Raw genomic sequence first — 18,628 nt, forward strand, 5'->3', positions numbered from 1 at the left:
CTCAGAGTTCGGCCAGCGAGCCCTCGTACATCTTGTCGATCTGGGGGGCGAAGTTGGTCTCCACGCCCCGCCGCTTGATCTTCATGGACGGGGTCATCTCGCCCTGCTCGATGGTGAGGTCCCGGGGCAGCACGGTCACCTTCTTGATGGTCTCCCACCGGTTCAGCTTCGCGTTGAGCTGCCCGACGTACTCCTCGACCATGGCCTGGGCCTGGGCCGAGGTGACGACCTCGGCGTACGGGCGGCCGGCCAGCGGACCGCCGGCGGCCCAGCCGGCGATCGCGTCCGGGTCCAGGGTGACCAGCATGGTGCAGTAGTTGCGGGCCTGGCCGATGACGACCGCCTGGGAGACGTACGGGCAGATCGCCTTGAACATCCCCTCGATGTGCGAGGGCGCGATGTACTTCCCGCCCGAGGTCTTGACCAGGTCCTTCTTCCGGTCGGTGATCTGCAGGTAGCCGTCGGCGTCCAGGCTGCCGATGTCCCCGGTCCGGAAGAAGCCGTCCTCGGTGAACGCGGCGGCGGTCTCCTCGGGGAGGTTGTGGTACCCGCGCATCACCGGCCGGCCCCGCAGCAGGATCTCGCCGTCGGTGTCGATCCGGCACTCCAGGTCGCCCATGGCCTGCCCGACGGTGCCGATGCGCTGCTGGCCGGGCCGGTTGACGAAGTTGCCGGCGCTGGTCTCGGTGAGCCCGTACCCCTCGGAGATGGGCAGGTTCGCGGCGGCGAAGAAGGTGGCGATGTCCGGGCTCAGCGGGGCGGCGCCGGAGACCAGCACCCGGATCCGTCCGCCGAGGCGGGCCTGGAGCTTGCTGAACACCAGCTTCTCGGCGATCGCGTACTTCAGCCGTAGCCCGGCGGGCAGCGGGGTGCCGGCCTGCGTCAGGGCGACCTTCTCCTTGCCGACCGCCACCGCCCAGGCGAAGATCTTGGCCTTCGCCCCACCGGCGTCCTGGGCGGTGGTGACCGCCTTGTTGTAGACCTTCTCGAAGACCCGGGGAGCCCCGCACATCAGCGTCGGCTTCACCACGCTCAGCAGGTCGACCAGCTTCTCCACCCGGCCGTCGACGTAGGTGGGCACGCCGACGTGGATGCCGCCGCAGAGCAGCGTCTTGCCGAACGAGTGCGACAGCGGCAGCCACAGGTAGTGCAGGTCCTCGCGGTTGAGCAGGCCGGTCTCGGCCTGCACCACGCCCTCCCAGCACCAGCCGCCGTGCAGCAGCTCGACGCCCTTGGGGCGGCCGGTGGTGCCGGAGGTGTAGATGAGCGTGGCCACGTGCTCGGGGCCGATGCCGGCGACGATGCGGTCGATCAGGCCCGGGTCGGCCGCGAGCGCCCGCGCCCCCTGCTCCTCCAGCTCGGCGAGGGTGAGCTGGGGGACGGCGGCGGCGGGGTCGGCGGCCCCGTCGAAGAGGACCACGTGGGTCAGCGCCGGCAGGCTCGCCCCGGCGATCTTCGCCGCCTGGGCCGGGTCCTCGGCGAACAGCACCCGGGAGCCGGAGTCGCCGATGATGTACGCCGCGTCGTCCGGCTCGGTGGTGGGGTAGACGGTGGTGGTGGCGCCCCCCGCGCACATGATGCCGAGGTCGGCGATCACCCAGTCGAGGCGGGTGCCGGCCAGGATCGCGACCGGGTCCTCCGGGCCGACGCCGAGGCCGTGCAGCCCGGCGGCGACCGCCTTGGCGCGGTGACCGACCTGTTCCCAGGTCAACCAGACCGGCCCCGAGTCGTCCGGGGCGGGGTGGGCGAAGGCGGGCCGGTCGCCGGACGCGGCCACGCGCTTGAGGAACATGTCGGGGATGGAACGGTACGGTACATCGAGAGACATCGCTGTAGCCGCCTTCGGGGGGTGGAGGCGTGACGGGGGTCACGTCGTTCTGCGGTTACGGAAGGGTATTTGCAGTCGACGGGGTCGGCAAGAGATCGGCTACGTGGATTCCCAGCTCGTCCGCCACCTTCTCCAGGTCGTCGAGGTCGAAGGCGACACGTCCGTCAACGCGCCGTGCCAGGTAGGACTGGGACCAGCCGAGGCGGCGGGCGAGTGCGGTGACGCTGATGCGCTCGCGGGCTAGTCGTGCCCGGAGCTCCCCTGCGGTGTACTCACGGAGGGTGGTCTTCGCGGTCCTCATGGCGAGGATTCTAAGCGCTTAGCGACTAGGCGTCACGCCCCGGGCTTGATTGGTCTCTCGGAGTTGAAATAAGTCGCTGAGTGACTTGACATGTAAGTCACTCAGCGACTAGACATGTCGCCATGCAACAAGACGAGGCGCTGATCAGTACCCAAGTTCGGGCGCTGCTCGATGAGCGATCCCTGAGCGGGTCGGAACTGGCCAGGCGCATCGGCGCCAGCCAGTCCTACGTATCCCGGCGGCTGCGCGGGGAGGTCCCGTGGAGGGCATCTGACCTCGGCCGCATCGCCAAGGTCGTCAACGTGCCGGTCGCGGATCTGGTCGACCCGGCGCGGACCACCGCGTGACCCCCGGCCCGTCCGGCCCGAGCCCGTCCGGCCCCGGTAACCCCCGGCCGATGGCTCCCCCGCGACCCCGCTGATCGATCTGGCCGCATCACGAGTTCGGGGCCACGGCGTGCAGGCCGTGACCCCGGGTTCCCGACCCACTCACCAACCGGCATCAGAACGGAAAGGACTGGTCGAGATGACCAACGTACCGCAGCAGAACGGATCCGCACCGCCCACCGTGACGGTGGGCCGGCTGCCGGATCTCCCGGTGTGCGGTGGCCCCGCCACCCTCATCGTCGAGATGTTCGCCGACCCGGCGCGCGGAGTGCTGCGCGGCTCGGTGTCGGTGTGCACCGGCGACGAGGCCTACGTCATGGCGGCGCTCGCCGACGCCGCGATCCCGGCCGAGGTGCACGCCGTCGCCGGTATCGCCCGGTGCGGGGACGGCCGGGACCACCTCGCCGACGCCCGACTGACCGGCCCGGTGATCACCGACGGGGCCGGGCAGCCGGCCGGCGTCCGGATCGCGCGGGCCGCGATGGCACGGGAGATCACGCGCCGCTCGTACGCGATCGACGGCCGTCCGGCGCTGCCGGCCCCGTCCGAGATCCGGTTTCCGGGCCGGGCCGTCAACGACCTGGTAGCGATCATCGGGCTGGACACGATCGAGCAGGCGCAGGCCTGGGCTGCCGCGATCGGCGCGGCGCGCGGCGCGTCCGTGCGGGACACGGTCGGCCGGACCGGCAACCCGGAGCGGGTCTACTGCGCCTGGGCGCTCTGGCGGGGCTGGTCCGTGATGGTGACCGCCACCGAGCCCGGTGACGGCGCCCGGGTGCCGGCCGAGCCCGCGCCGGCTCCGATGCCCGCCGGGGCGGTGGTCCGGTGACCACGGCCGAGATCCTCGCAGCGCTCACGTCCGGCGTCCGCTACGCGGCACCGGAGATCCTCGGACTGCTGCTGACCGTGCTGCTGGTCGCGGCCACGCTCTGGCTGGGCATCTGGTGGCGCGAGGTCCGGGACCGGCTGGCTGCCCGGTGGGTGGCCCGTCGGGGCCGGGTGCAGCGCCGCCGGCGGGCGGCCCGGGTCGCGGCGGACCGCACGGCCCGCCAGCGGCTGTCCGCAGCACCGGGGCTTCCGCCGCCAGGACGCGACGGCTGGCCGGTGGCGACGGGCCTGCTGGTCGCCCTGGTGGTGCTGGTCGCCCTGGTGGCCGGTGCCGCCCGCCGGGGATCGGTGACACCGGGGATCCTCGCCGCGCTGATCGTGGCGGTGTTGGCCTGGGTCGGCGCGGTGGCCGTCACGATGATCCTGGCCGACCGGCGGGCCCGCCTGGAGCGGTACCGAGGACTGCACGCCGTGTCCCGACCCCTCTACGACCGGGGCGAGTGCCCGCAGGTCCTCGGGATGGGAGAACCCCGGTGAGCGGGGACATCAGCCGCACGCCCCCGGGCACCCAGGTCCGACTGGAGATCCCGCGCGCCACGATCGTGGCCCACGGGGACCTCCAGATGCGGGTCACGTTCCCCGGGCGCCCGAACGACGTGATCGTGCTGCCCCTCGTCGACGGCCGGTACGAACCGACCGTCTACGTGCACCCGTGCGCGCCGCAGGTCCACGCCGGGCAGACGTGGCGAGCCGTCGAGCACGGCCTGTTGTTCTTCGCCGTGCGCTGGCGGGCCGATGAGTCCGACGTCGGTACCGACTGGCTGATCGCCGCGCAGGGCGGCGCCTGGTATAGCCCGGAGCAGGCCGTCGAGGACTTCGGTCAGCTCGCGTTGGTGGCCGAGTACCCGCCGTACGACTTCACCCCGCCCGCCGTCGACCCGCCGGCCGCTGACCCGTCGCCGACGGGCACGGCCCGGGACGTCGCCGGCCCGGCGGACCTCACCACCACGGCGGTCATCCCCCGGATGCCGGCGGCCGAGGCCCGGCCCGCATGAACACCCGACCGGTGGTGTGCCTGGACTGCGGCCGGCCCGTGCGCACGGCGGTGTCCCGGGCCCGTCGTGTCGGGTCGGGCTGCTGGCGGGAGCGCCGCCGGGCCGCCCGCGCCCAGGCCGCCCCGGTCGCGCTGCCCGGCCTCGGCACCCTGGCCGGTCACGGTGACCAGGCCGGCCACGACGGGGAGAACCTGCTGACCGGCCTGGCTGCCCCGGCCGCCGTCGACGATCCGGCGGCCCGGCCGTGACCGCCCGGCAGCCCCGGCTGTGCGACGCCTGGGATCCGGACCCGGACCTGCCGCCGGACCACCGTGACCGGCAGGTGTGCCGCACCTGCCGCCGGGTCGGCACCCCGGACGACGCCGGGCACACCCCACCCGCCCCGACCCGATCCACCCGTACCCGCCCGCCGTCGCCCGACCTGCTGGCGGCTGCGCGGGACCGAGACGCCGCGATCCTCGGCGAGCGAGAGGACTGACCGCCGTGACCATCCCGCCGTACTCCGACAGCGACGTCGACCTGGTCGCTGCCGTGCTCTGGCAGCAGACGGGCACCACCCCGACCGCACCCAGCGAGTGGTGCCGGATCGAGGCCCGCGCCGTCCTGGACGCGCTCGCCGCCGCCGGCCGGCTGACCGCCGAGGCGCTGCCGTGTCCGCCGGCCCCGGTGCCGCCGGCGGACACGGCGCGGAGGGCCGACCGGTGACCGTGACGGTGCTGACGTCCACGGTCGAGGTGGCGCGGGCCCGCGCCGAGCGCATCCGCGCCGGCATCCGCTCGTACCTGGAGACCGTCGAGGAAATCGCCCTCGCGTGGGAACGTCGAGACTGGGCGGTGCTCGGGTATGCCGACTGGGCGGCGTACGTCACGGGCGAGTTCACCGCCGACATGCTGCGGGTGCCGGAGGTGCACCGGGCCCGCGCCGTGGAGGCGCTGCGGCTGGCCAACATGTCGAACCGGGCGATCGGCGCCGCGCTGGGTCTGTCCGAAGCGACGGTCCGCCGGGACCTGGCCCCGGCCGTCGCCGCCGGTCGGGTGCCGTCAACGACCCGGGGCGCGGATGGCAAGACGTACGCCACCACCCGCCCGACACCGGCCGCGCAGGTCGCCGTGGCCGGTGTCGGGCCGGCCCCGGATGAGCAGGTGTGGATCGCTGCCACCCGCAAGGGCATCCCCGGACACGGCCTGCACTCCCCGGCGTGGACCCGGTGCAACCGGGCCACGGCGAACGGGGAGACGCTGTCGGCCGGGGATGCGCGGGAGCGGTACGCACCGACCTGGTGCCGGACGTGCTGGCCGGATGAGACCGCCCGTGGTGCGGCGGCTGACCCGGGCGGGGCGGACGGCCACGCCTCCGCTCCGGCCGCCGACCCGGACCCGCTCGCCGGGGTCGGCAGCGAGTACCACTCCGACCCGGCCCGGCGGATCGCCGCCGTGGCCGAGGTCGCGCCGGCCTACGTCCGGCCTGTCGAGACGGCCGCCGGGGGCAGTGGGGCCCCGGCGGATGGGCCGGACGCGCGGGGAGGCGCGACCGGCCCAGCTCCCGCCCCGCCGCCCCCCGGCGGCGGGGCGGGGGTAACCCCCACCACCGGGCCGGCCGGTCTGGGCCCGGCGACCATCACCCGGGTCCGCGCCGCGCTCTACCACCTGCGGGCCGTCGGCGGCCGACGCACCGCGCCCCACCAGTACGAGCTGCCGCACACGTCGACCGCCCAGGCCCTGCACCGTGGCGGCACCAACCCGGTCGACGTCGTCGACGTCCAGTGGTGGCCGCCCACCGACCTGTCCATCCGGTGGCTGGCCGGCGGCGGCCGGTACGAGCCCGTCGGCGGCACCGACATCTACCCGGCCAGCGTCGATCAGGCCCTGGACGTGCTCTGCGCGCTGGGCATCCTCCCGGCCCACCTCTCCGCCCTGTACGCCGCCGGCGTCCAGGCCGGTCTGCGCGCCGGCGACGCGATCGACGGAAACCTCAAGGAGAACCAGAGTGCCTGACCAGCCCGACGAGCAGCGTTACAACCCCGACGGGTGGGGCTGCGCGACGCCCGCCGCCGTGGCCGTGATCGTGGCCGTGGTGGCGCTGCTGGTGGCGTCGTGGTGACCCCGGACGCGACGGCGGCCCCGCCGGTCTACCAGGGCTGGCGGGCCGTCCCGGACGGCCTCCACACGCGGACCCAGTTGGCTGATCTGGACCTGCCCCGGGTGCCGGCCGGGCTCGTGCGCGCCCGGGTGCAGACCAGCGACTGGCGCGGCAAGAAGGTGCTGCTCGACCTGTACGCGCTGGCCGAGTCGGAGCCGTCCTCGGCGACGATCGGCCACCTGGAAGCGGCCCGACGGCGGGCCGGCGGCGGCCGGGTGTGCGGCGGCTGCGGCGCCCGCCCCGACCGGCCGCTGATCTGGGTCAACGGGCGCCACCTGTGCCGGCTGTGCACCCGGATCCGGCAGCTACGCGAGTTCGTGGACAAGGCGAGCGCCGAGCGCGTCGACGTCGTCCGCTGGGCCCGCCAGATCCTCGCCGACCGGCCGGCGGTGGTGCTGCGCGTCCAGACGATCCTGCGGCCCCCGGCACCGTCCGGCCGGCAGGATGCATCGCCGGTCGCCCTGCGCGTCGACGCCGTCGACGTCGCCGGCCGGCGGCTGGTCGACACGACGATCCGCACCGCCGGCCCCCGGGTCCGCGCCGTCCCACCGCACGCCGTCGACCCCGACACGGTCGCCGAGCAGATCCGCACCCTGCTCGCCACCCCGGTCATCGTCACCTGGTCGCCGTCCGAGGACACCGGCCTGCGCCGCCTGTACGGCGCGGACCCCCTCCGGATGCCCGTCAACCGGAACGACCTCGGGTGGCGCGTCAGGTACTGGCGCGGCGACGTCGACCCCGACGCGGCCGGCCACTTCATCCGCCGGCCGGCGATCCACCCGGGCCGCGCCGACCGGATGCTGCTGCTCATCCGCCGCATGGCCGCCACCGAGATCCCGGACGGCCCGTCATGACCGCCATCGGCACCCGCAGCGTCGGCGTCAGCTTCCTGCACTTCGACGATCAGCCGGCCTGCGCCGGAGCGGACCCGGGCATGTTCTTCGACGAGGACAGCGCCGAGGCTGCCCAGGTCGCGGACCTCCTGTACTGCCAGCGCTGCCCCGTCCGGGCACGGTGCGAGGCGTGGGCGATGGCGCAGCCCCCGTACAGCCTGCACGGCATCTGGGCCGGGCAGAGCCACCCGCAGCGGCTCGCCGCCCACGGCCACCAGACCCGCCGCAACGGCCACCCGGTGACCGCGTGACCCCCGGCCAGTGGCTCGTCGCGTCGGCCGTGCGCGGCCGGCCAGTCCTCGTCGACGAGCCGTACCCGCACCTGTGCGGCGCCACGGTCACCGCGACCCGCACCGGCCGGCCGTACCGGTACACCCGCCGGGACTGCCCGGTCTGCCCACAGCAGGCCCGGGGGTGACCGGTAATGACGAAGGACGACCTGCTCGCCGCGCTGGCCGTGGAGCGGTTCGGGCCCCGCCCGCTGCCGCCGGCCGCGCCCCCGCACCCGGTCGACCGAGCCCTGGCCGGCCGTGCCGCCGAACCCCCGCCGGCCGGCCGCCGCCGCAAGCACCTGCTGGTGATCGACGGCAGCCGACTGCACGCACGTACGAACGGAGACACCATGGAGATCGTCCTTGAGGTCGAGCAGGTGGAGCTGCTCGCCGCAGTCCAGCGCGGGCAGGTCCACATGGACCCCCGCATCCGCCGGCCGGACTACGAGCGGCTGTCCGACAACCGGCACCACACCCGCCGCGCCACGGCCCGACTCCGCCCGCTCAAGAAGGCCGAGCTGGTCGAGCTGGCCGAGGCTGCGGACCACGACGGCGTCCGGCTCTACCGGCTGACCGACCGAGGCGAGGCCGTCCTTGCCGCCGCCCAGCAGCAGGCCGAGGACGCGAAGGCCAGCGACACCAGCACGCCGGGCGCCGCCTGATGAGCGACCAGGCCAGCACCACCGAGACGGTCACCGCGCCGTCGGACACGACGAACGCGGACCGCAGTCACCTCGACGACGCGGTGGCCCACATGCGCAACCTCGCCCGGTTCACCGAGCAGGTCGTCAAGCGGCTGGACGAGGGCTATGTCCACCCGGACCAGGAAGCGCGGTGGCGCGGCCGGCAGGACGCGATGATGGAGCTCGCGCGCACCAATGCGCTGGTCTCCATCGCCGAGTCGCTCGCCGTGATCGCCGGCCGGGCCCGCCCGGCGTCCGCCCCGGCTGGTGGTGACACCGATGCGGCCTGAGACTCTGTGGCTGATCCTCGGCCTGGCCGTGCCGGCGGTGCTGCTCATGGCCTACGCACGGATGGTTCACAGCCGCCTCGTGTCGGCTCTGGCTGGGCTCCTGGCCGGGCTGATCACCCTCGCCATGGTCGCCATCGTGGTGCTGGCCGCCCTGGGGATGCTCCCGGCGCCGGCCGCCGTGACGGAGGGCTGACCGGTGCCCCGCGCGTACCGGCCCCCCAGGGGGCGCACCCCGTGGGAGCGGGACCTTGCCGCCCGGGAGGTCCGCAGCCCCGAGCAGGCCGCCGAGCGTGCCCGCAAGGGCCGTGCGCTGGTCGACAAGGCCCTCACCGGGCAGGTGCCCGGGGACGACGACCCGGGCGAGGTGCCCGAGGCCAAGGCGTCGCCCCCGGCCGGCTACGAGTACGTGTCCTGCGTCGGCTGCTACCGCCCCACGTGGGGCCTGCCCGGATCCCGCTGCCCTGCCTGCCGGCCGGCCTGACGGACTCCGACCTGCTCAACCCACGGCGCGGTCACCCCCGAGGTGGCCGCGCCGTCGCCGTTCCGGAAGGACCATAGATGTTGATCACTCACTGGGTCGGGGGTCGCTGATGCCCTGGGGGCGTATCGACGACCGGCTGGCGATGAGCGTCAAGGTCCGGGGCTTGGCCGACCCCGGGGCCACCGGGCTGCGCGCCAAGAAGCAGCGTGCCGAGGCGCTGGGCGTGTGGGTCCAGGTGCTGTCCTGGGTGTCCGGGGAGCGCTCCGATGGGTTCCTCACCGCCGACATCCTCGACCTGCACGGCTGGGATGAGGCCAACGCGCGGCTGTTCCGGGCCCGGTACGGCCGGGCCCCGCTGCTGCACCGCCGGGAGGACGGCGAGCAGTGCGAGTGCATGACCGGCCGGACGTGGGTCGACGACTACGAGTACCTGATCCACGACTACCTCGACCGCAACCCCAGCCGCAGCGAGAACGACGTCCACAAGGCCAAGGCCAAGGAGCTGAAAAACAGCGCCCTGAAGGCAGCCGTGCGGGCCCGGGACGGCGACGTCTGCCGCTACTGCGGCCGGACCTGCCAGCACTCCGACAGGGTCAGTGACGCCGGCCTGACCTTCGACCACGTCGACCCCGAGGTGGCCGACGGCATGTCGAACCTCGTGGTGGCCTGCCGTGGCTGCAACCGCCGCAAGAGCAAGCGGACCCCCGAGGCGGCCGGCCTGGTCCTGCTGCCCGCCCCCGGCGAGCAGCCGCCCGCGCCCGCTGGTGCGGCACCTGGACCTGGACCTACGTCGGATCTAAGTCCTGACCCAGGTCCGGACCCAAGTCCCGACCCAAGTCCGGACATAGCTCCGGACCCAAGTCCAACACTCGTCACGTACCCCGTGACCAGTACCAACGCGCCCGCATACCCGCAGACCAGCGACGAGACCAGCGCTCTGACTCAGGTCGCGTCGTCTCCCGGGACGGGACGGGCCGGGTCGGGCACCGCTCCCCCCACAGGTCCCCCACGCCCCGGACTCCCCACCCCGCACCGGATCGGACCCCCGACCACCCCGCGCGGACCCCTGCACGGATCTCCCTACCTCCGCCACGGCCGCCCCCTGCCCGAGCACCACGCCGGACACCCACCCCAGCCCCCGGACCCAGACGCCCCGATCCCTGCCGAGGAACAGCCATGACCGACACCTCGCACACCTCGCCCCGTCCGGGCCCGGCCGGGGCGGCCAACGTCCGCGAATCGGGCCGCCGCCGGCAGCTCGTCGACGAGCTGCGCGGGATCGCCGCCCAGCTCACCGACACCTACCGCACCCACGTCCCGACCTACACGAAGACCCGGGGCGGCCGGATCAAGCTGGTCGGCGTACACACCGAGGACCACCCCGGTCTGCTGGCACAGCTCGACGACGTCGCCGTGCACGGCGTCAGCTCCACCGACGACACCCCGGGCGCCCGACCGGTGCCCCAGTCCCGGCCGCCGGGCACCTGGGACCCCCTGGCCGCCTACGTCGAGATCGACGCCGAGATCGCCGGCTGGTGCGCCGCGCTCGACCTGCGCCGGCGGGCCACGGTGCAGGGCGACGTGCGGCAGCTGGCCGGCGCGGCCGGCGAGCCACGGATCGTCAACGACGACCAGGCGGACGCGCTGTACCGGGCGATGCGCGCCTGGCGAACCCGGGCGGCGGCCCTGATCGGCTGGGCCGCCGAGCCGTACCGGCCGCGCGCCACCTGCCCGGTGCTGACGTGCGGGCGGGCCGGCACGCTACGGGTGGCCCTGGCTCGCCGGGCCGCGTACTGCACGGATTGCCGCAGCGTTTGGGATGACACCGACGGCAGCATCCGAGTACTCGCCGAGCACATCGCCGCCCAGACTGACGCCCGGTCGGTCACGAGCGAGCGGGTCCGGTCCGGACGGTCCGGGCACGGCGCGTGGCTTCCGGAGCAGCCGATCGGCTAGACCTCGACCTCGGGATTTGCGCGAATGTCCGAATCCGGTGCATGATCGGCGTGGCGCATTCTGCCCGCCGCACGGTCTGCTCAGCCAGTCACCCGGGATCGGCTCCGGGACGGTGGGGCTCCGCATGGTGCGGGGCCCCACTGGCATCCCCCCCACCCCCCGGGGTTGCCCCGCCCTTCCCCGGTTTTGTCGGAGGTTGCCGTGCCGACCGCGCCGATGAGCCGCTGCGCCGAGCAGGGCTGCCGGACCCTGGTCGTACGCGGCCGGTGCGAAGAGCACCAGCGGCCGGCGTGGGCGGGCCGGGCACCGTTCGAGCAGCGCTACGGCATGAGCCGGTCGGAGTGGGACGCGCTGAGCCAGCGGATCCTGGTCCGCGACGACTGGACGTGCTACGTCTGCCACCAGCAGACAGCGACACAGGTCGATCACAAGATGCCGGTTTCGGAGGGCGGATCGCCGCGCGAGCCGGACAACCTCGGCGCGATCTGCGAGTCGCCCTGCCACGAGAGCAAGAGTGAGGCGGAGCGCATCCGTGCAGCTCGCCGGGCACGTGCGGGGTAGGGGAGTTGCGATCACGACGGTGGGGGCCGGGGACACCGTCGGCGGTAGTGAAGCTCTCCAAATCTCAGAATGAAATTTCGCGGGGGCACCTCGAAAACCGGCATCCAATTGGCGCTGATCGATAAATGGGGGGCGATGGTGAAGGTTCGAGTGGTCGGATTCCTGGACCCGGAGCGGGGCGGCACGATCGGCGGAGACGTGGTCGAGGCCACGGTCTCCAGTGAGGGAGACCTGAGCGTCACGGTCGAGGACCGCGACGGCAACCCGACCGGCTGGGCGATCTACGCGCGGGGCCACTGGTCGTCGGTGGTGCAGGTCGAGCCGCCCGCTCCCGAGGTGATCGCGGCTGTTGCCGAGCGTCGGCAGGCCGAGCGGCCCCGGCCGTCCCGCACGCGCTTCTAGGAGGTCGAAGTGGCACGTACCCCTGAGCCGGCCGGGCTGCGGCTGCTCAAGGGCCGGGGGAACGGCACGGACTCCGGCGGCCGGAAGGTGGCCGAGTCGCCGGCGTTCGAGCGGGCCGCGCCGAACCCGCCGACGTGGCTGTCGAAGGAGGCGGCGGCGGAGTGGCGGCGGGTGGTGCCGGAGCTCGGCCGGATGGACCTGCTCAAGAAGATCGACCGGGCGATGCTGTCGGCGTACTGCGAGACCTGGGCGACGTACGTCTGGGCGACCCGGGAGGTGCATCTGCAGGGCCTGCTCGTCGAGGTGGTCACCGTGCGGAAGGACGGCAGCGAGTCGAAGCGGCTGGCGGCCAACCCGAACGTGGTGATCGCCCGCGCTGCGGGCAAGGAGTTGCGGGCGTTCGCTACGCACTTCGGGTTGAGTCCATCCGCCGAATCGGGGCTGGTGAAGGGCGACGGCGACGATGGCGACGAAAACCCGTTCAGCGGGGCGGGAGGCGGTCCGGTCGGGCTCACCGGCTGACGTCCCGACCGCGTTCCTGCCGCCGGCGGCGGAGCTGGAGCGGCTCAAGCTGTCGCCGGAGGTGGCCTGGTACCTGGTCAGCCGTGGCATCGCGCTGCCGGACTGCCCGCCCCGATGGAAGACGCCCGAACCCAGAGACGTCGACGGCGCGGCGTTCGACCCGGACCGCGTCGACCGGGTCCTGGCCGCGTTCCGGCAGCTGCGCCACACGCAGGGCCGGCTGGCCGGCCTGCCGCTGGTGCCGGACCCGTGGCAGGTGGCGTACATCCTCGCGCCGGTGTTCGGGTGGGTGCGCTGGGACGAGGACGCCGACGCGTACGTACGGATCATCCGGACCCTGTACGTCGACGTCCCCCGCAAGAACGGCAAGAGCACCCTGTGCGGCGGGATCGCCATCTACATGGCGTGCGCCGACGGGGAGCAGGGCGCCCAGGTCGTCACCGCGGCGACCAGCGAGCGGCAGGCCGGGTTCGTTTTCAACCCGATCAAGACCCTCGCCGCCAAGAGCCGGGCGCTCGCCCGGTTCGTCAAGGCCCTGGCCAAGAAGGTCATCCACCGGCCGTCCGGCTCGACGATCGAGGTCGTGTCCTCGGCGGCCGACGCGCAGCACGGGGCGAACATCCACTGCGGCGTCGTAGACGAGCTGCACGTCCACAAGACCCCGGACCTGCTGGAGGCGATCGAGACCGGGACCGGTTCGCGGACGCAGCCGCTGATCGTCATCATCACCACGGCGGACTCCGGCCGGCGGGAGACCGCCTACGACCGCAAGCGCCGGTTGATCGAGCAGCTCGCGTCCGGGGTGCTGGTCGATGAGACGACCTACGGTGTGATCTGGTGCGCCGACCCGGCCGACGACCCGTACGCCGAGGCCACCCAGCGCAAGGCGAACCCGGGGTACGGCATCAGCCCGACCCGGGCGTACCTGCGCAGCAAGGCCAACGGGGCACGCAACTCGCCGGCGGAGCTGGCGGCGTACCAGCGGCTGCACCTGGGCGTGCGGACGAAGCAGGAAACGAAGTTCCTGACGCTGGAGTCCTGGGACCGCAACGCCGGCGTCGTCGACGAGCAGGCGTTGCACGATCGGGAGGCGTACGGCGGTCTCGACCTGGCGTCGACGTCCGACCTGATCGCGTTGTGCTGGCTGTTCCCCGACGACGACGGCGGCTACGACGCGCTGTGGCGGCTGTGGACGCCAGAGGACAACGTCGCCGCCCTGGACAAGCGGACGGCGAAAGCGGCGTCGCGGTGGGTCCAGGCGGGGCTGTTGCGCACCACGCCGGGCAACGTGGCGGACTACGACGTCGTCCAGGCGCAGATCGAGGAAGACCTTGGCGCGTTCGACGTGCAGTCGTTGGGCTTCGACCCGTGGAACGCGACCCAGCTGACCAACAACCTGGCCGCCGCCGGTGCGCCGCTGGTGAAGGTCCGCCAGGGCCTGCAGACGCTGTCGCCTCCGCTCAAGGAGGTGCAGCGGCTGCTGCTGGCGGGCCGCGAGGATCGGCCGCTGCTGCGCCACGGCGGCAACCCGGCCGTGCGGTGGCAGGTCGACAACCTGTCCGTGCACACCGACCCGGCCGGCAACGTCAAGCCCGACAAGGCCAGATCCGCCGAGAAGATCGACGCCGTGTCGTCGTTGGTCACGGCCATGTCCGAGGCGATGGGCCGCGCGCCGACGGTCCGGTCCGCGTACGCCGACGAGGGCGCCGAGCTGACCGTCATCTGAGGGAGGTACCTGTGAGGTCGTACCGCCGCCACTGCGGCCGTCAGGTCCTCGTGACCAGCGGCGACACCACGTTCGCCGGCCGGCTCGTCGACGCGCGCCGCCACCAGCTGGAGCTGGCCGCCGCGCATCTGGTCGCCGAGGACGGCAGCCGCACGCCGCTGGAGGGTCAGCTGATCGTCGAGGGCGCCGGGGTGCGCTGGGTGCAGGTTCTCTGATGGTCGCGTTCGCCACTCTCGCCGAGTTGGGCGAGCATCTGGCCGGCCGGCCCGGACTCGAGGTCGTGGACCCGGGTGTGCCGCTGTCGGAGTACGCGGCCCGCGACGTCAGTGCCCACACCGTGTGGAAGACCCAGCCGTCTGTGCGGAAGGTCGTCGACTTCATCGCCCGGAACGTGGCGTCCGTCCCGTTCCACCTGTACGAGCGGGCGTCCGACACCGACCGGCGGCGGGTGGTCGATCACCCCCTGGCCGCGACGCTGCGGGCACCGCGTCCGCGCCTGACGCCGTTCCGGTTCTGGCACGCCATCGTCGTCGACTGGATGATCTACGACCGGTGGTGCGCGGCGAAGGTTCCCACCGACGACGGTGGGCTGCACCTGGTGCGGATCCCGGCTCGCCGGTTCCGGCTCAAGGCCGACGCGCTCGACGCGCCGACAGCGGTCAAGATCCGCAACCAGCACGGCCGGTTCGAGGAGTTCCCGGTGGAGGACTTCGTCTTCGACCACGGGTACGCGGGGCGCGGCGCGAACGGCACCAGCCCGATGCAGACGCTGCGGGACCTGCTCGACGAGCAGCGCGAAGCGGTCGCGTACCGGCGGCAGGTGTGGGCCAACGGCGCCCGGGTGCCGTTGGTGATCAAGCGGCCGGCCGGGGCGCCGGACTGGAACAAGAACGGCGGCCGTGACCGGTTCATCGCCAGCTGGCGTCGGTTCCTGCGCGGCGGCGGCCGGGAAGGCGGCACCCCGCTGCTGGAGGACGGCATGGAGCCGGTGAAGGTCGACGCGTTCAGCCCCCGTGACGCCGAAGACCTGCAGGGCCGGCAGCTGACCGATGTGGAGGTCGCGGCGGCGTACCACATCGCGCCGGAGCTGGTCGGAGCGCGGGCCGGCAACTACGCCAACGTCGACGCGTTCCGCCAGTCGCTGTGGAACACCGCGTTGGGTCCGTACATCCTGCCGCTGGAGCAGGTCACCAATGTCATGCTGACCAGCGACTTCGGCGACCCGAGGCTGTACGTCGAGGCGCACGTCGACGCGAAGCTGCGCGGCAGCTTCCTGGAGCAGGCCCAGTACCTGCAGTCGGCCGTCGGAGCGCCGTACATGGTGCGCAACGAGGCCCGGTCCCGGCTCAACCTGCCGGCCATCGAGGGCGGCGACGAGCTGGTGACCCCGCTCAACGTCGTGACCGGTGGGCTGGCATCCCCGCGCGACACCGCCCCGAAGCGCGCCCGCCGGCGTGGGATGAAGGCGGACCGGCCGGACGACCTGGCCGACTTCGACCGGGAGTCGGCCGGGCTGGCCACCGCGCTGACCGCGTACGCGCAGCGGCAGGCGGACGCGCTGCTGGACCGGCTCGGCGAGAAGACCGACGGGCCGCCGGACCTGTGGGCGGTGTGGGGTGCCGAGCAGCCGGAGCGGGAGCAGCAGTTGGCCGCGTTGGTGCTGTCGTGGGCGCTGCGCCTGGCCGCCGTGGGCGCGTGGGAAGTCCTCGCGCTGTGGAACCCGGACGGCGACGGCTGGTCCGAGGACGTGATGACGGCGTGGTTGGCCAAGGCGGCGGCTGCGCACGCGCACGAGGTCGAGCAGGGCGGCTACGACGCCGCCACCGCGGCGATCACCGCCGCCAGCGGGAACCCGGACCAGACGTGGAGCGACGCGCTGCGGACCGCGCTGGCCGCCTGGGTGACCCGGGCCGCGACGCACGCCGCCACGGTGGCCACCGAGGCCCGGTCCTTCGGCGGGCACGATGCTGCCCGCGCGTCCGGGCTGGCGACGAAGACGTGGCGGACCCGGTCGTCGAACCCGCGCCCGTCGCACGCGGTGCTCGACGGTCAGACCGTTGGCGTCGACGACGTGTTCGGCAACGGTGGCCGGTGGCCGGGCGACCCGGCGCTGCGCACCGACGAGAAGGCGAACTGCAAATGCACGGTCACGTACGCGAGAGGTGACGACTGATGCTGATCAAGACCGCGCCGGCGCGTATCAAGGCGGCCGGCCAGGCGGACGGCCTGGGCGACGGCGAGTTCGAGGCGATCGTCTCGGTGTTCGGCAACGTCGACAGCTACGGCGACGTCGTCATGCCCGGCGCGTTCACCGACGTCCTCGCCGACTGGGCCGCGACGGGTGACCCCATCCCGGTGATCTGGTCGCACAACTGGTACGACCCGTTCGCCCACATCGGCACCGTGCTGGAGGCGCGCGAGACCGACGTCGGTCTGTGGGTCAAGGGCCTGGTCGACCTCGACCCCGAGGCCCGCACCGCCGCCCAGGTCTACCGCCTGCTGCGGGGCCGCCGCGTCACCCAGTTCTCGTTTGCCTACGACGTCGCGGAGGCGTCGTGGGCCGAGCGGGACGGCCGCGACGTGTACGAGCTGCGGAAGTTCGGCGCGCTGTACGAGGTCGGTCCGTGCCTGGTCGGCGCGAACCAGGACACCGACCTGCTGTCGGCCAAGGCCCGCCTGCTGGCCGCCGGGGTGAAGGAGGGCCGGGTCCTGGCCCAGGCCCACCTGGACCGGCTCAAGGAGGCACACGGCGCGCTGGGCGAGGTCATCGCCGCCGCCGAACAGAAGACCACCGGCCCGAAACGGTCGGGAAGCACCGCCACGCGTACCGCCGGCCAGCCGGCTGATCCGACCAACGACGACCCGGCCGCGCCCGGGAAGTCGTCCGCCGCGTCCGATCGGTCCCGGTCCGCCCAGGCAGCCGCACGGCTCCAACTCATGACACTGACGGGAGACGCGCAGTGAACCTGCGACAGCAGCTCAAGGCCAAGATGGCCCGGGTCGCGGAGCTGGCCAAGGCCGCCAAGAGCCGGGACCTGACCGACGACGAACTGACCGAGGTGGACACCCTCGCCGACGAGGTCGCCGACCTGCAGGCCAAGGTGCGCAAGGCCGACGTCGCCGCCAAGCGGCTGGCCGGCCTCGCCGGCGGCGACCAGGACGACGACGAGGACGACGAGGACGACGACGAGGACGACGACGGGGACGCGCCGGCCGGCCGCAAGACCGGCGGTGCCCGCGCCGTCGACCGCGTCGAGCGGCTGCACGCCAAGCGGCTGGGCAGCAAGTTCGTCAAGTCCGACGCGTACAAGGCGTTCCGCAAGGCCCACCCGGGCGGTGTCGGTCAGGGCACGCCGATCAACATCGGGCGGGTCAAGGTCGGCACGATGGAGGACTGGCACGACGGCCGCCGCCGCCGTAAGGCCACGCTGACCACCCAGGTCGGCCGGGTCCAGCCGATCCGCTACCCGACCGTGGACATGGTCGAGCGGGACAACCTGACCATCCTCGACCTCATCAGCCGGGGTGAGGCGGACGGCGCGTTCGACTACGTGCAGGTGACCGGGGTGACCCGCAACGCCGCCGTGGTGCCGGAGTCCACCAGCCCGACGGACACGGCCGCGCTCAAGCCGGTGTCGGACATGGCGACGCAGATCGCCGAGGCCAAGCCGTACACGTACGCCGACGGGTACGACATCACCAACCAGCTGCTGACCGACGCGCCCGCGATGGCCACCTACATGGATCAGGAGCTGGCGTACAGCCTCGACTGGGTGATCGAGGACAAGCTGCTGGCCGGCACCGGCACCAACGGTGAGCCGCGCGGCCTCCTGCACACCACCGGTGTGCAGGAGCTGACCTACACCCCGGGCGCGGACGCCCGCGCCCAGGTCGTGGCGATCCGCCAGGCCATCACCCGGGTCACCCGGCTGCGCGGCGGGCAGGTGACCGCCGTGCTGATGTCGCCCGAGGACGACGAGGCGTGGGACCTGCTCAAGGACAACCAGGAGCGGTTCCTCGGGCAGGGCCCGTTCGGGGTGGGCCCGTCGACGAGCTGGGGCCGGGCCCGCGCGTTGTCCGAGCGGCTCGCGCCGGGCACCGTGATCCTCGGCGACTGGCGGCAGATCGCGCTGCTCGACGTCGAGGGCCTGAGCATCCTCGCCTTCAACCAGCACAAGGACTACGCCCAGCGGAACATGACCTACGTCCGCGCCGAGCTGCGCGCCGAGCAGGTCATCTGGAAGCCGAACCGCCTCATCGTCGTCAAGCCGGCCGAGGACGAGGACTAACCCTCGCACACCGTCG

Annotated in this window: 27 protein-coding genes; 25 read left to right on the forward strand and 2 right to left on the reverse strand. The window is 73.3% G+C overall.

The genetic code is table 11. The features are described 5' to 3' along the window. Position 1: 1 nt before the first annotated feature. Positions 2-1,828, reverse strand: coding sequence for an AMP-dependent synthetase/ligase (locus ACQUFX_RS02885; protein WP_428964485.1), 1,827 nt, complete (start codon positions 1,826-1,828; stop codon positions 2-4). 55 nt (positions 1,829-1,883) lie between these two features. Continuing rightward, positions 1,884-2,129, reverse strand: a complete 246-nt coding sequence (locus ACQUFX_RS02890; RefSeq protein WP_428964486.1) for a helix-turn-helix domain-containing protein — start codon at positions 2,127-2,129, stop codon at positions 1,884-1,886. A gap of 122 nt (positions 2,130-2,251) precedes the next feature. Here ACQUFX_RS02890 and ACQUFX_RS02895 point away from each other — a divergent pair, with 122 nt between their 5' ends. The 25 genes from ACQUFX_RS02895 (at position 2,252) to ACQUFX_RS03015 (ending at position 18,612) form a co-directional block, all read left to right on the forward strand. Beyond that, on the forward strand, positions 2,252-2,476 hold the full coding sequence (locus tag ACQUFX_RS02895; RefSeq protein ID WP_428964487.1) for a helix-turn-helix domain-containing protein: 225 nt from the start codon (positions 2,252-2,254) through the stop codon (positions 2,474-2,476). A 178-nt stretch (positions 2,477-2,654) separates the two neighbouring features. After that, positions 2,655-3,344 carry a hypothetical protein gene (locus ACQUFX_RS02900; RefSeq protein WP_428964488.1) on the forward strand — a complete coding sequence of 230 codons (690 nt, stop codon included), beginning with the start codon at positions 2,655-2,657 and terminating at the stop codon, positions 3,342-3,344. Then, a complete protein-coding gene (locus ACQUFX_RS02905) occupies positions 3,341-3,880 on the forward strand; it encodes a hypothetical protein (RefSeq protein WP_428964489.1) in 540 nt (179 codons plus the stop codon). Before ACQUFX_RS02900 ends, ACQUFX_RS02905 begins: the two co-directional genes overlap by 4 nt. Then, complete coding sequence (locus ACQUFX_RS02910; RefSeq protein ID WP_428964490.1) at positions 3,877-4,398, forward strand: hypothetical protein; 522 nt, start codon at positions 3,877-3,879, stop codon at positions 4,396-4,398. The genes ACQUFX_RS02905 and ACQUFX_RS02910 overlap by 4 nt, the downstream gene beginning before the upstream one ends. Then, entirely contained in the window at positions 4,395-4,646 is a 252-nt protein-coding gene (locus ACQUFX_RS02915; protein WP_428964491.1) for a hypothetical protein, read from the forward strand. Before ACQUFX_RS02910 ends, ACQUFX_RS02915 begins: the two co-directional genes overlap by 4 nt. Then, positions 4,643-4,876: a hypothetical protein gene (locus tag ACQUFX_RS02920; RefSeq protein ID WP_428964492.1), complete on the forward strand. Its 234-nt coding sequence runs from the start codon at positions 4,643-4,645 to the stop codon at positions 4,874-4,876. Before ACQUFX_RS02915 ends, ACQUFX_RS02920 begins: the two co-directional genes overlap by 4 nt. A gap of 5 nt (positions 4,877-4,881) precedes the next feature. Then, entirely contained in the window at positions 4,882-5,103 is a 222-nt protein-coding gene (locus ACQUFX_RS02925) for a hypothetical protein (protein ID WP_428964493.1), read from the forward strand. After that, on the forward strand, positions 5,100-6,392 hold the full coding sequence (locus ACQUFX_RS02930; RefSeq protein ID WP_428964494.1) for a hypothetical protein: 1,293 nt from the start codon (positions 5,100-5,102) through the stop codon (positions 6,390-6,392). Before ACQUFX_RS02925 ends, ACQUFX_RS02930 begins: the two co-directional genes overlap by 4 nt. A gap of 99 nt (positions 6,393-6,491) precedes the next feature. Further along, on the forward strand, positions 6,492-7,391 hold the full coding sequence (locus ACQUFX_RS02935) for a hypothetical protein (RefSeq protein WP_428964495.1): 900 nt from the start codon (positions 6,492-6,494) through the stop codon (positions 7,389-7,391). Further along, a complete protein-coding gene (locus tag ACQUFX_RS02940) occupies positions 7,388-7,681 on the forward strand; it encodes a WhiB family transcriptional regulator (protein ID WP_428964496.1) in 294 nt (97 codons plus the stop codon). The genes ACQUFX_RS02935 and ACQUFX_RS02940 overlap by 4 nt, the downstream gene beginning before the upstream one ends. Continuing rightward, positions 7,678-7,848 carry a hypothetical protein gene (locus tag ACQUFX_RS02945; RefSeq protein WP_428964497.1) on the forward strand — a complete coding sequence of 57 codons (171 nt, stop codon included), beginning with the start codon at positions 7,678-7,680 and terminating at the stop codon, positions 7,846-7,848. The genes ACQUFX_RS02940 and ACQUFX_RS02945 overlap by 4 nt, the downstream gene beginning before the upstream one ends. A 6-nt stretch (positions 7,849-7,854) precedes the next feature. Beyond that, entirely contained in the window at positions 7,855-8,364 is a 510-nt protein-coding gene (locus ACQUFX_RS02950) for a hypothetical protein (protein ID WP_428964498.1), read from the forward strand. Then, positions 8,364-8,675, forward strand: a complete 312-nt coding sequence (locus ACQUFX_RS02955; RefSeq protein ID WP_428964499.1) for a hypothetical protein — start codon at positions 8,364-8,366, stop codon at positions 8,673-8,675. The genes ACQUFX_RS02950 and ACQUFX_RS02955 overlap by 1 nt, the downstream gene beginning before the upstream one ends. After that, positions 8,665-8,868 (forward strand): hypothetical protein, encoded by a 204-nt coding sequence (locus ACQUFX_RS02960; protein WP_428964500.1) that lies wholly within the window; start codon positions 8,665-8,667, stop codon positions 8,866-8,868. The genes ACQUFX_RS02955 and ACQUFX_RS02960 overlap by 11 nt, the downstream gene beginning before the upstream one ends. Positions 8,869-8,871: 3 nt before the next feature. Next, complete coding sequence (locus ACQUFX_RS02965) at positions 8,872-9,156, forward strand: hypothetical protein (protein WP_428964501.1); 285 nt, start codon at positions 8,872-8,874, stop codon at positions 9,154-9,156. 109 nt (positions 9,157-9,265) lie between these two features. Further along, entirely contained in the window at positions 9,266-10,336 is a 1,071-nt protein-coding gene (locus ACQUFX_RS02970) for an HNH endonuclease (RefSeq protein WP_428964502.1), read from the forward strand. Continuing rightward, a complete protein-coding gene (locus ACQUFX_RS02975) occupies positions 10,333-11,112 on the forward strand; it encodes a DUF7341 domain-containing protein (RefSeq protein ID WP_428964503.1) in 780 nt (259 codons plus the stop codon). Before ACQUFX_RS02970 ends, ACQUFX_RS02975 begins: the two co-directional genes overlap by 4 nt. A 216-nt stretch (positions 11,113-11,328) precedes the next feature. After that, positions 11,329-11,673, forward strand: coding sequence for an HNH endonuclease (locus ACQUFX_RS02980; RefSeq protein WP_428964504.1), 345 nt, complete (start codon positions 11,329-11,331; stop codon positions 11,671-11,673). 135 nt (positions 11,674-11,808) lie between these two features. Further along, complete coding sequence (locus tag ACQUFX_RS02985; protein WP_428964505.1) at positions 11,809-12,075, forward strand: hypothetical protein; 267 nt, start codon at positions 11,809-11,811, stop codon at positions 12,073-12,075. A 9-nt stretch (positions 12,076-12,084) separates the two neighbouring features. Then, a complete protein-coding gene (locus ACQUFX_RS02990) occupies positions 12,085-12,597 on the forward strand; it encodes a phage terminase small subunit P27 family (protein WP_428964506.1) in 513 nt (170 codons plus the stop codon). After that, positions 12,539-14,323: a terminase large subunit gene (locus ACQUFX_RS02995; protein WP_428964507.1), complete on the forward strand. Its 1,785-nt coding sequence runs from the start codon at positions 12,539-12,541 to the stop codon at positions 14,321-14,323. Before ACQUFX_RS02990 ends, ACQUFX_RS02995 begins: the two co-directional genes overlap by 59 nt. An 11-nt stretch (positions 14,324-14,334) precedes the next feature. Beyond that, positions 14,335-14,538: a hypothetical protein gene (locus tag ACQUFX_RS03000; protein ID WP_428964508.1), complete on the forward strand. Its 204-nt coding sequence runs from the start codon at positions 14,335-14,337 to the stop codon at positions 14,536-14,538. Continuing rightward, positions 14,538-16,496, forward strand: coding sequence for a phage portal protein (locus ACQUFX_RS03005; RefSeq protein WP_428964509.1), 1,959 nt, complete (start codon positions 14,538-14,540; stop codon positions 16,494-16,496). Before ACQUFX_RS03000 ends, ACQUFX_RS03005 begins: the two co-directional genes overlap by 1 nt. Then, positions 16,496-17,287: an HK97 family phage prohead protease gene (locus tag ACQUFX_RS03010; protein WP_428964510.1), complete on the forward strand. Its 792-nt coding sequence runs from the start codon at positions 16,496-16,498 to the stop codon at positions 17,285-17,287. The genes ACQUFX_RS03005 and ACQUFX_RS03010 overlap by 1 nt, the downstream gene beginning before the upstream one ends. Continuing rightward, complete coding sequence (locus ACQUFX_RS03015; protein WP_428964511.1) at positions 17,284-18,612, forward strand: phage major capsid protein; 1,329 nt, start codon at positions 17,284-17,286, stop codon at positions 18,610-18,612. The genes ACQUFX_RS03010 and ACQUFX_RS03015 overlap by 4 nt, the downstream gene beginning before the upstream one ends. Positions 18,613-18,628 lie beyond the last annotated feature (16 nt).

It is taken from the genome of Micromonospora fluostatini (assembly GCF_050410825.1).
GTDB classification, from domain to species: domain Bacteria; phylum Actinomycetota; class Actinomycetes; order Mycobacteriales; family Micromonosporaceae; genus Micromonospora; species Micromonospora rosaria.

Excerpts from the sequence above, each read along its gene's own strand:
- ACQUFX_RS02885 (WP_428964485.1), bottom strand. The coding sequence starts at position 1,828 with ATGTCTCTCGATGTACCGTACCGTTCCATCCCCGACATGTTCCTCAAG.
- ACQUFX_RS02890 (WP_428964486.1), bottom strand. The coding sequence starts at position 2,129 with ATGAGGACCGCGAAGACCACCCTCCGTGAGTACACCGCAGGGGAGCTC.
- ACQUFX_RS02895 (WP_428964487.1), top strand. The coding sequence starts at position 2,252 with ATGCAACAAGACGAGGCGCTGATCAGTACCCAAGTTCGGGCGCTGCTC.
- ACQUFX_RS02900 (WP_428964488.1), top strand. The coding sequence starts at position 2,655 with ATGACCAACGTACCGCAGCAGAACGGATCCGCACCGCCCACCGTGACG.
- ACQUFX_RS02915 (WP_428964491.1), top strand. The coding sequence starts at position 4,395 with ATGAACACCCGACCGGTGGTGTGCCTGGACTGCGGCCGGCCCGTGCGC.
- ACQUFX_RS02940 (WP_428964496.1), top strand. The coding sequence starts at position 7,388 with ATGACCGCCATCGGCACCCGCAGCGTCGGCGTCAGCTTCCTGCACTTC.
- ACQUFX_RS02950 (WP_428964498.1), top strand. The coding sequence starts at position 7,855 with ATGACGAAGGACGACCTGCTCGCCGCGCTGGCCGTGGAGCGGTTCGGG.
- ACQUFX_RS02955 (WP_428964499.1), top strand. The coding sequence starts at position 8,364 with ATGAGCGACCAGGCCAGCACCACCGAGACGGTCACCGCGCCGTCGGAC.
- ACQUFX_RS02960 (WP_428964500.1), top strand. The coding sequence starts at position 8,665 with ATGCGGCCTGAGACTCTGTGGCTGATCCTCGGCCTGGCCGTGCCGGCG.
- ACQUFX_RS02970 (WP_428964502.1), top strand. The coding sequence starts at position 9,266 with ATGCCCTGGGGGCGTATCGACGACCGGCTGGCGATGAGCGTCAAGGTC.
- ACQUFX_RS02975 (WP_428964503.1), top strand. The coding sequence starts at position 10,333 with ATGACCGACACCTCGCACACCTCGCCCCGTCCGGGCCCGGCCGGGGCG.
- ACQUFX_RS02980 (WP_428964504.1), top strand. The coding sequence starts at position 11,329 with ATGAGCCGCTGCGCCGAGCAGGGCTGCCGGACCCTGGTCGTACGCGGC.
- ACQUFX_RS02985 (WP_428964505.1), top strand. The coding sequence starts at position 11,809 with ATGGTGAAGGTTCGAGTGGTCGGATTCCTGGACCCGGAGCGGGGCGGC.
- ACQUFX_RS02995 (WP_428964507.1), top strand. The coding sequence starts at position 12,539 with ATGGCGACGAAAACCCGTTCAGCGGGGCGGGAGGCGGTCCGGTCGGGC.
- ACQUFX_RS03005 (WP_428964509.1), top strand. The coding sequence starts at position 14,538 with ATGGTCGCGTTCGCCACTCTCGCCGAGTTGGGCGAGCATCTGGCCGGC.
- ACQUFX_RS03010 (WP_428964510.1), top strand. The coding sequence starts at position 16,496 with ATGCTGATCAAGACCGCGCCGGCGCGTATCAAGGCGGCCGGCCAGGCG.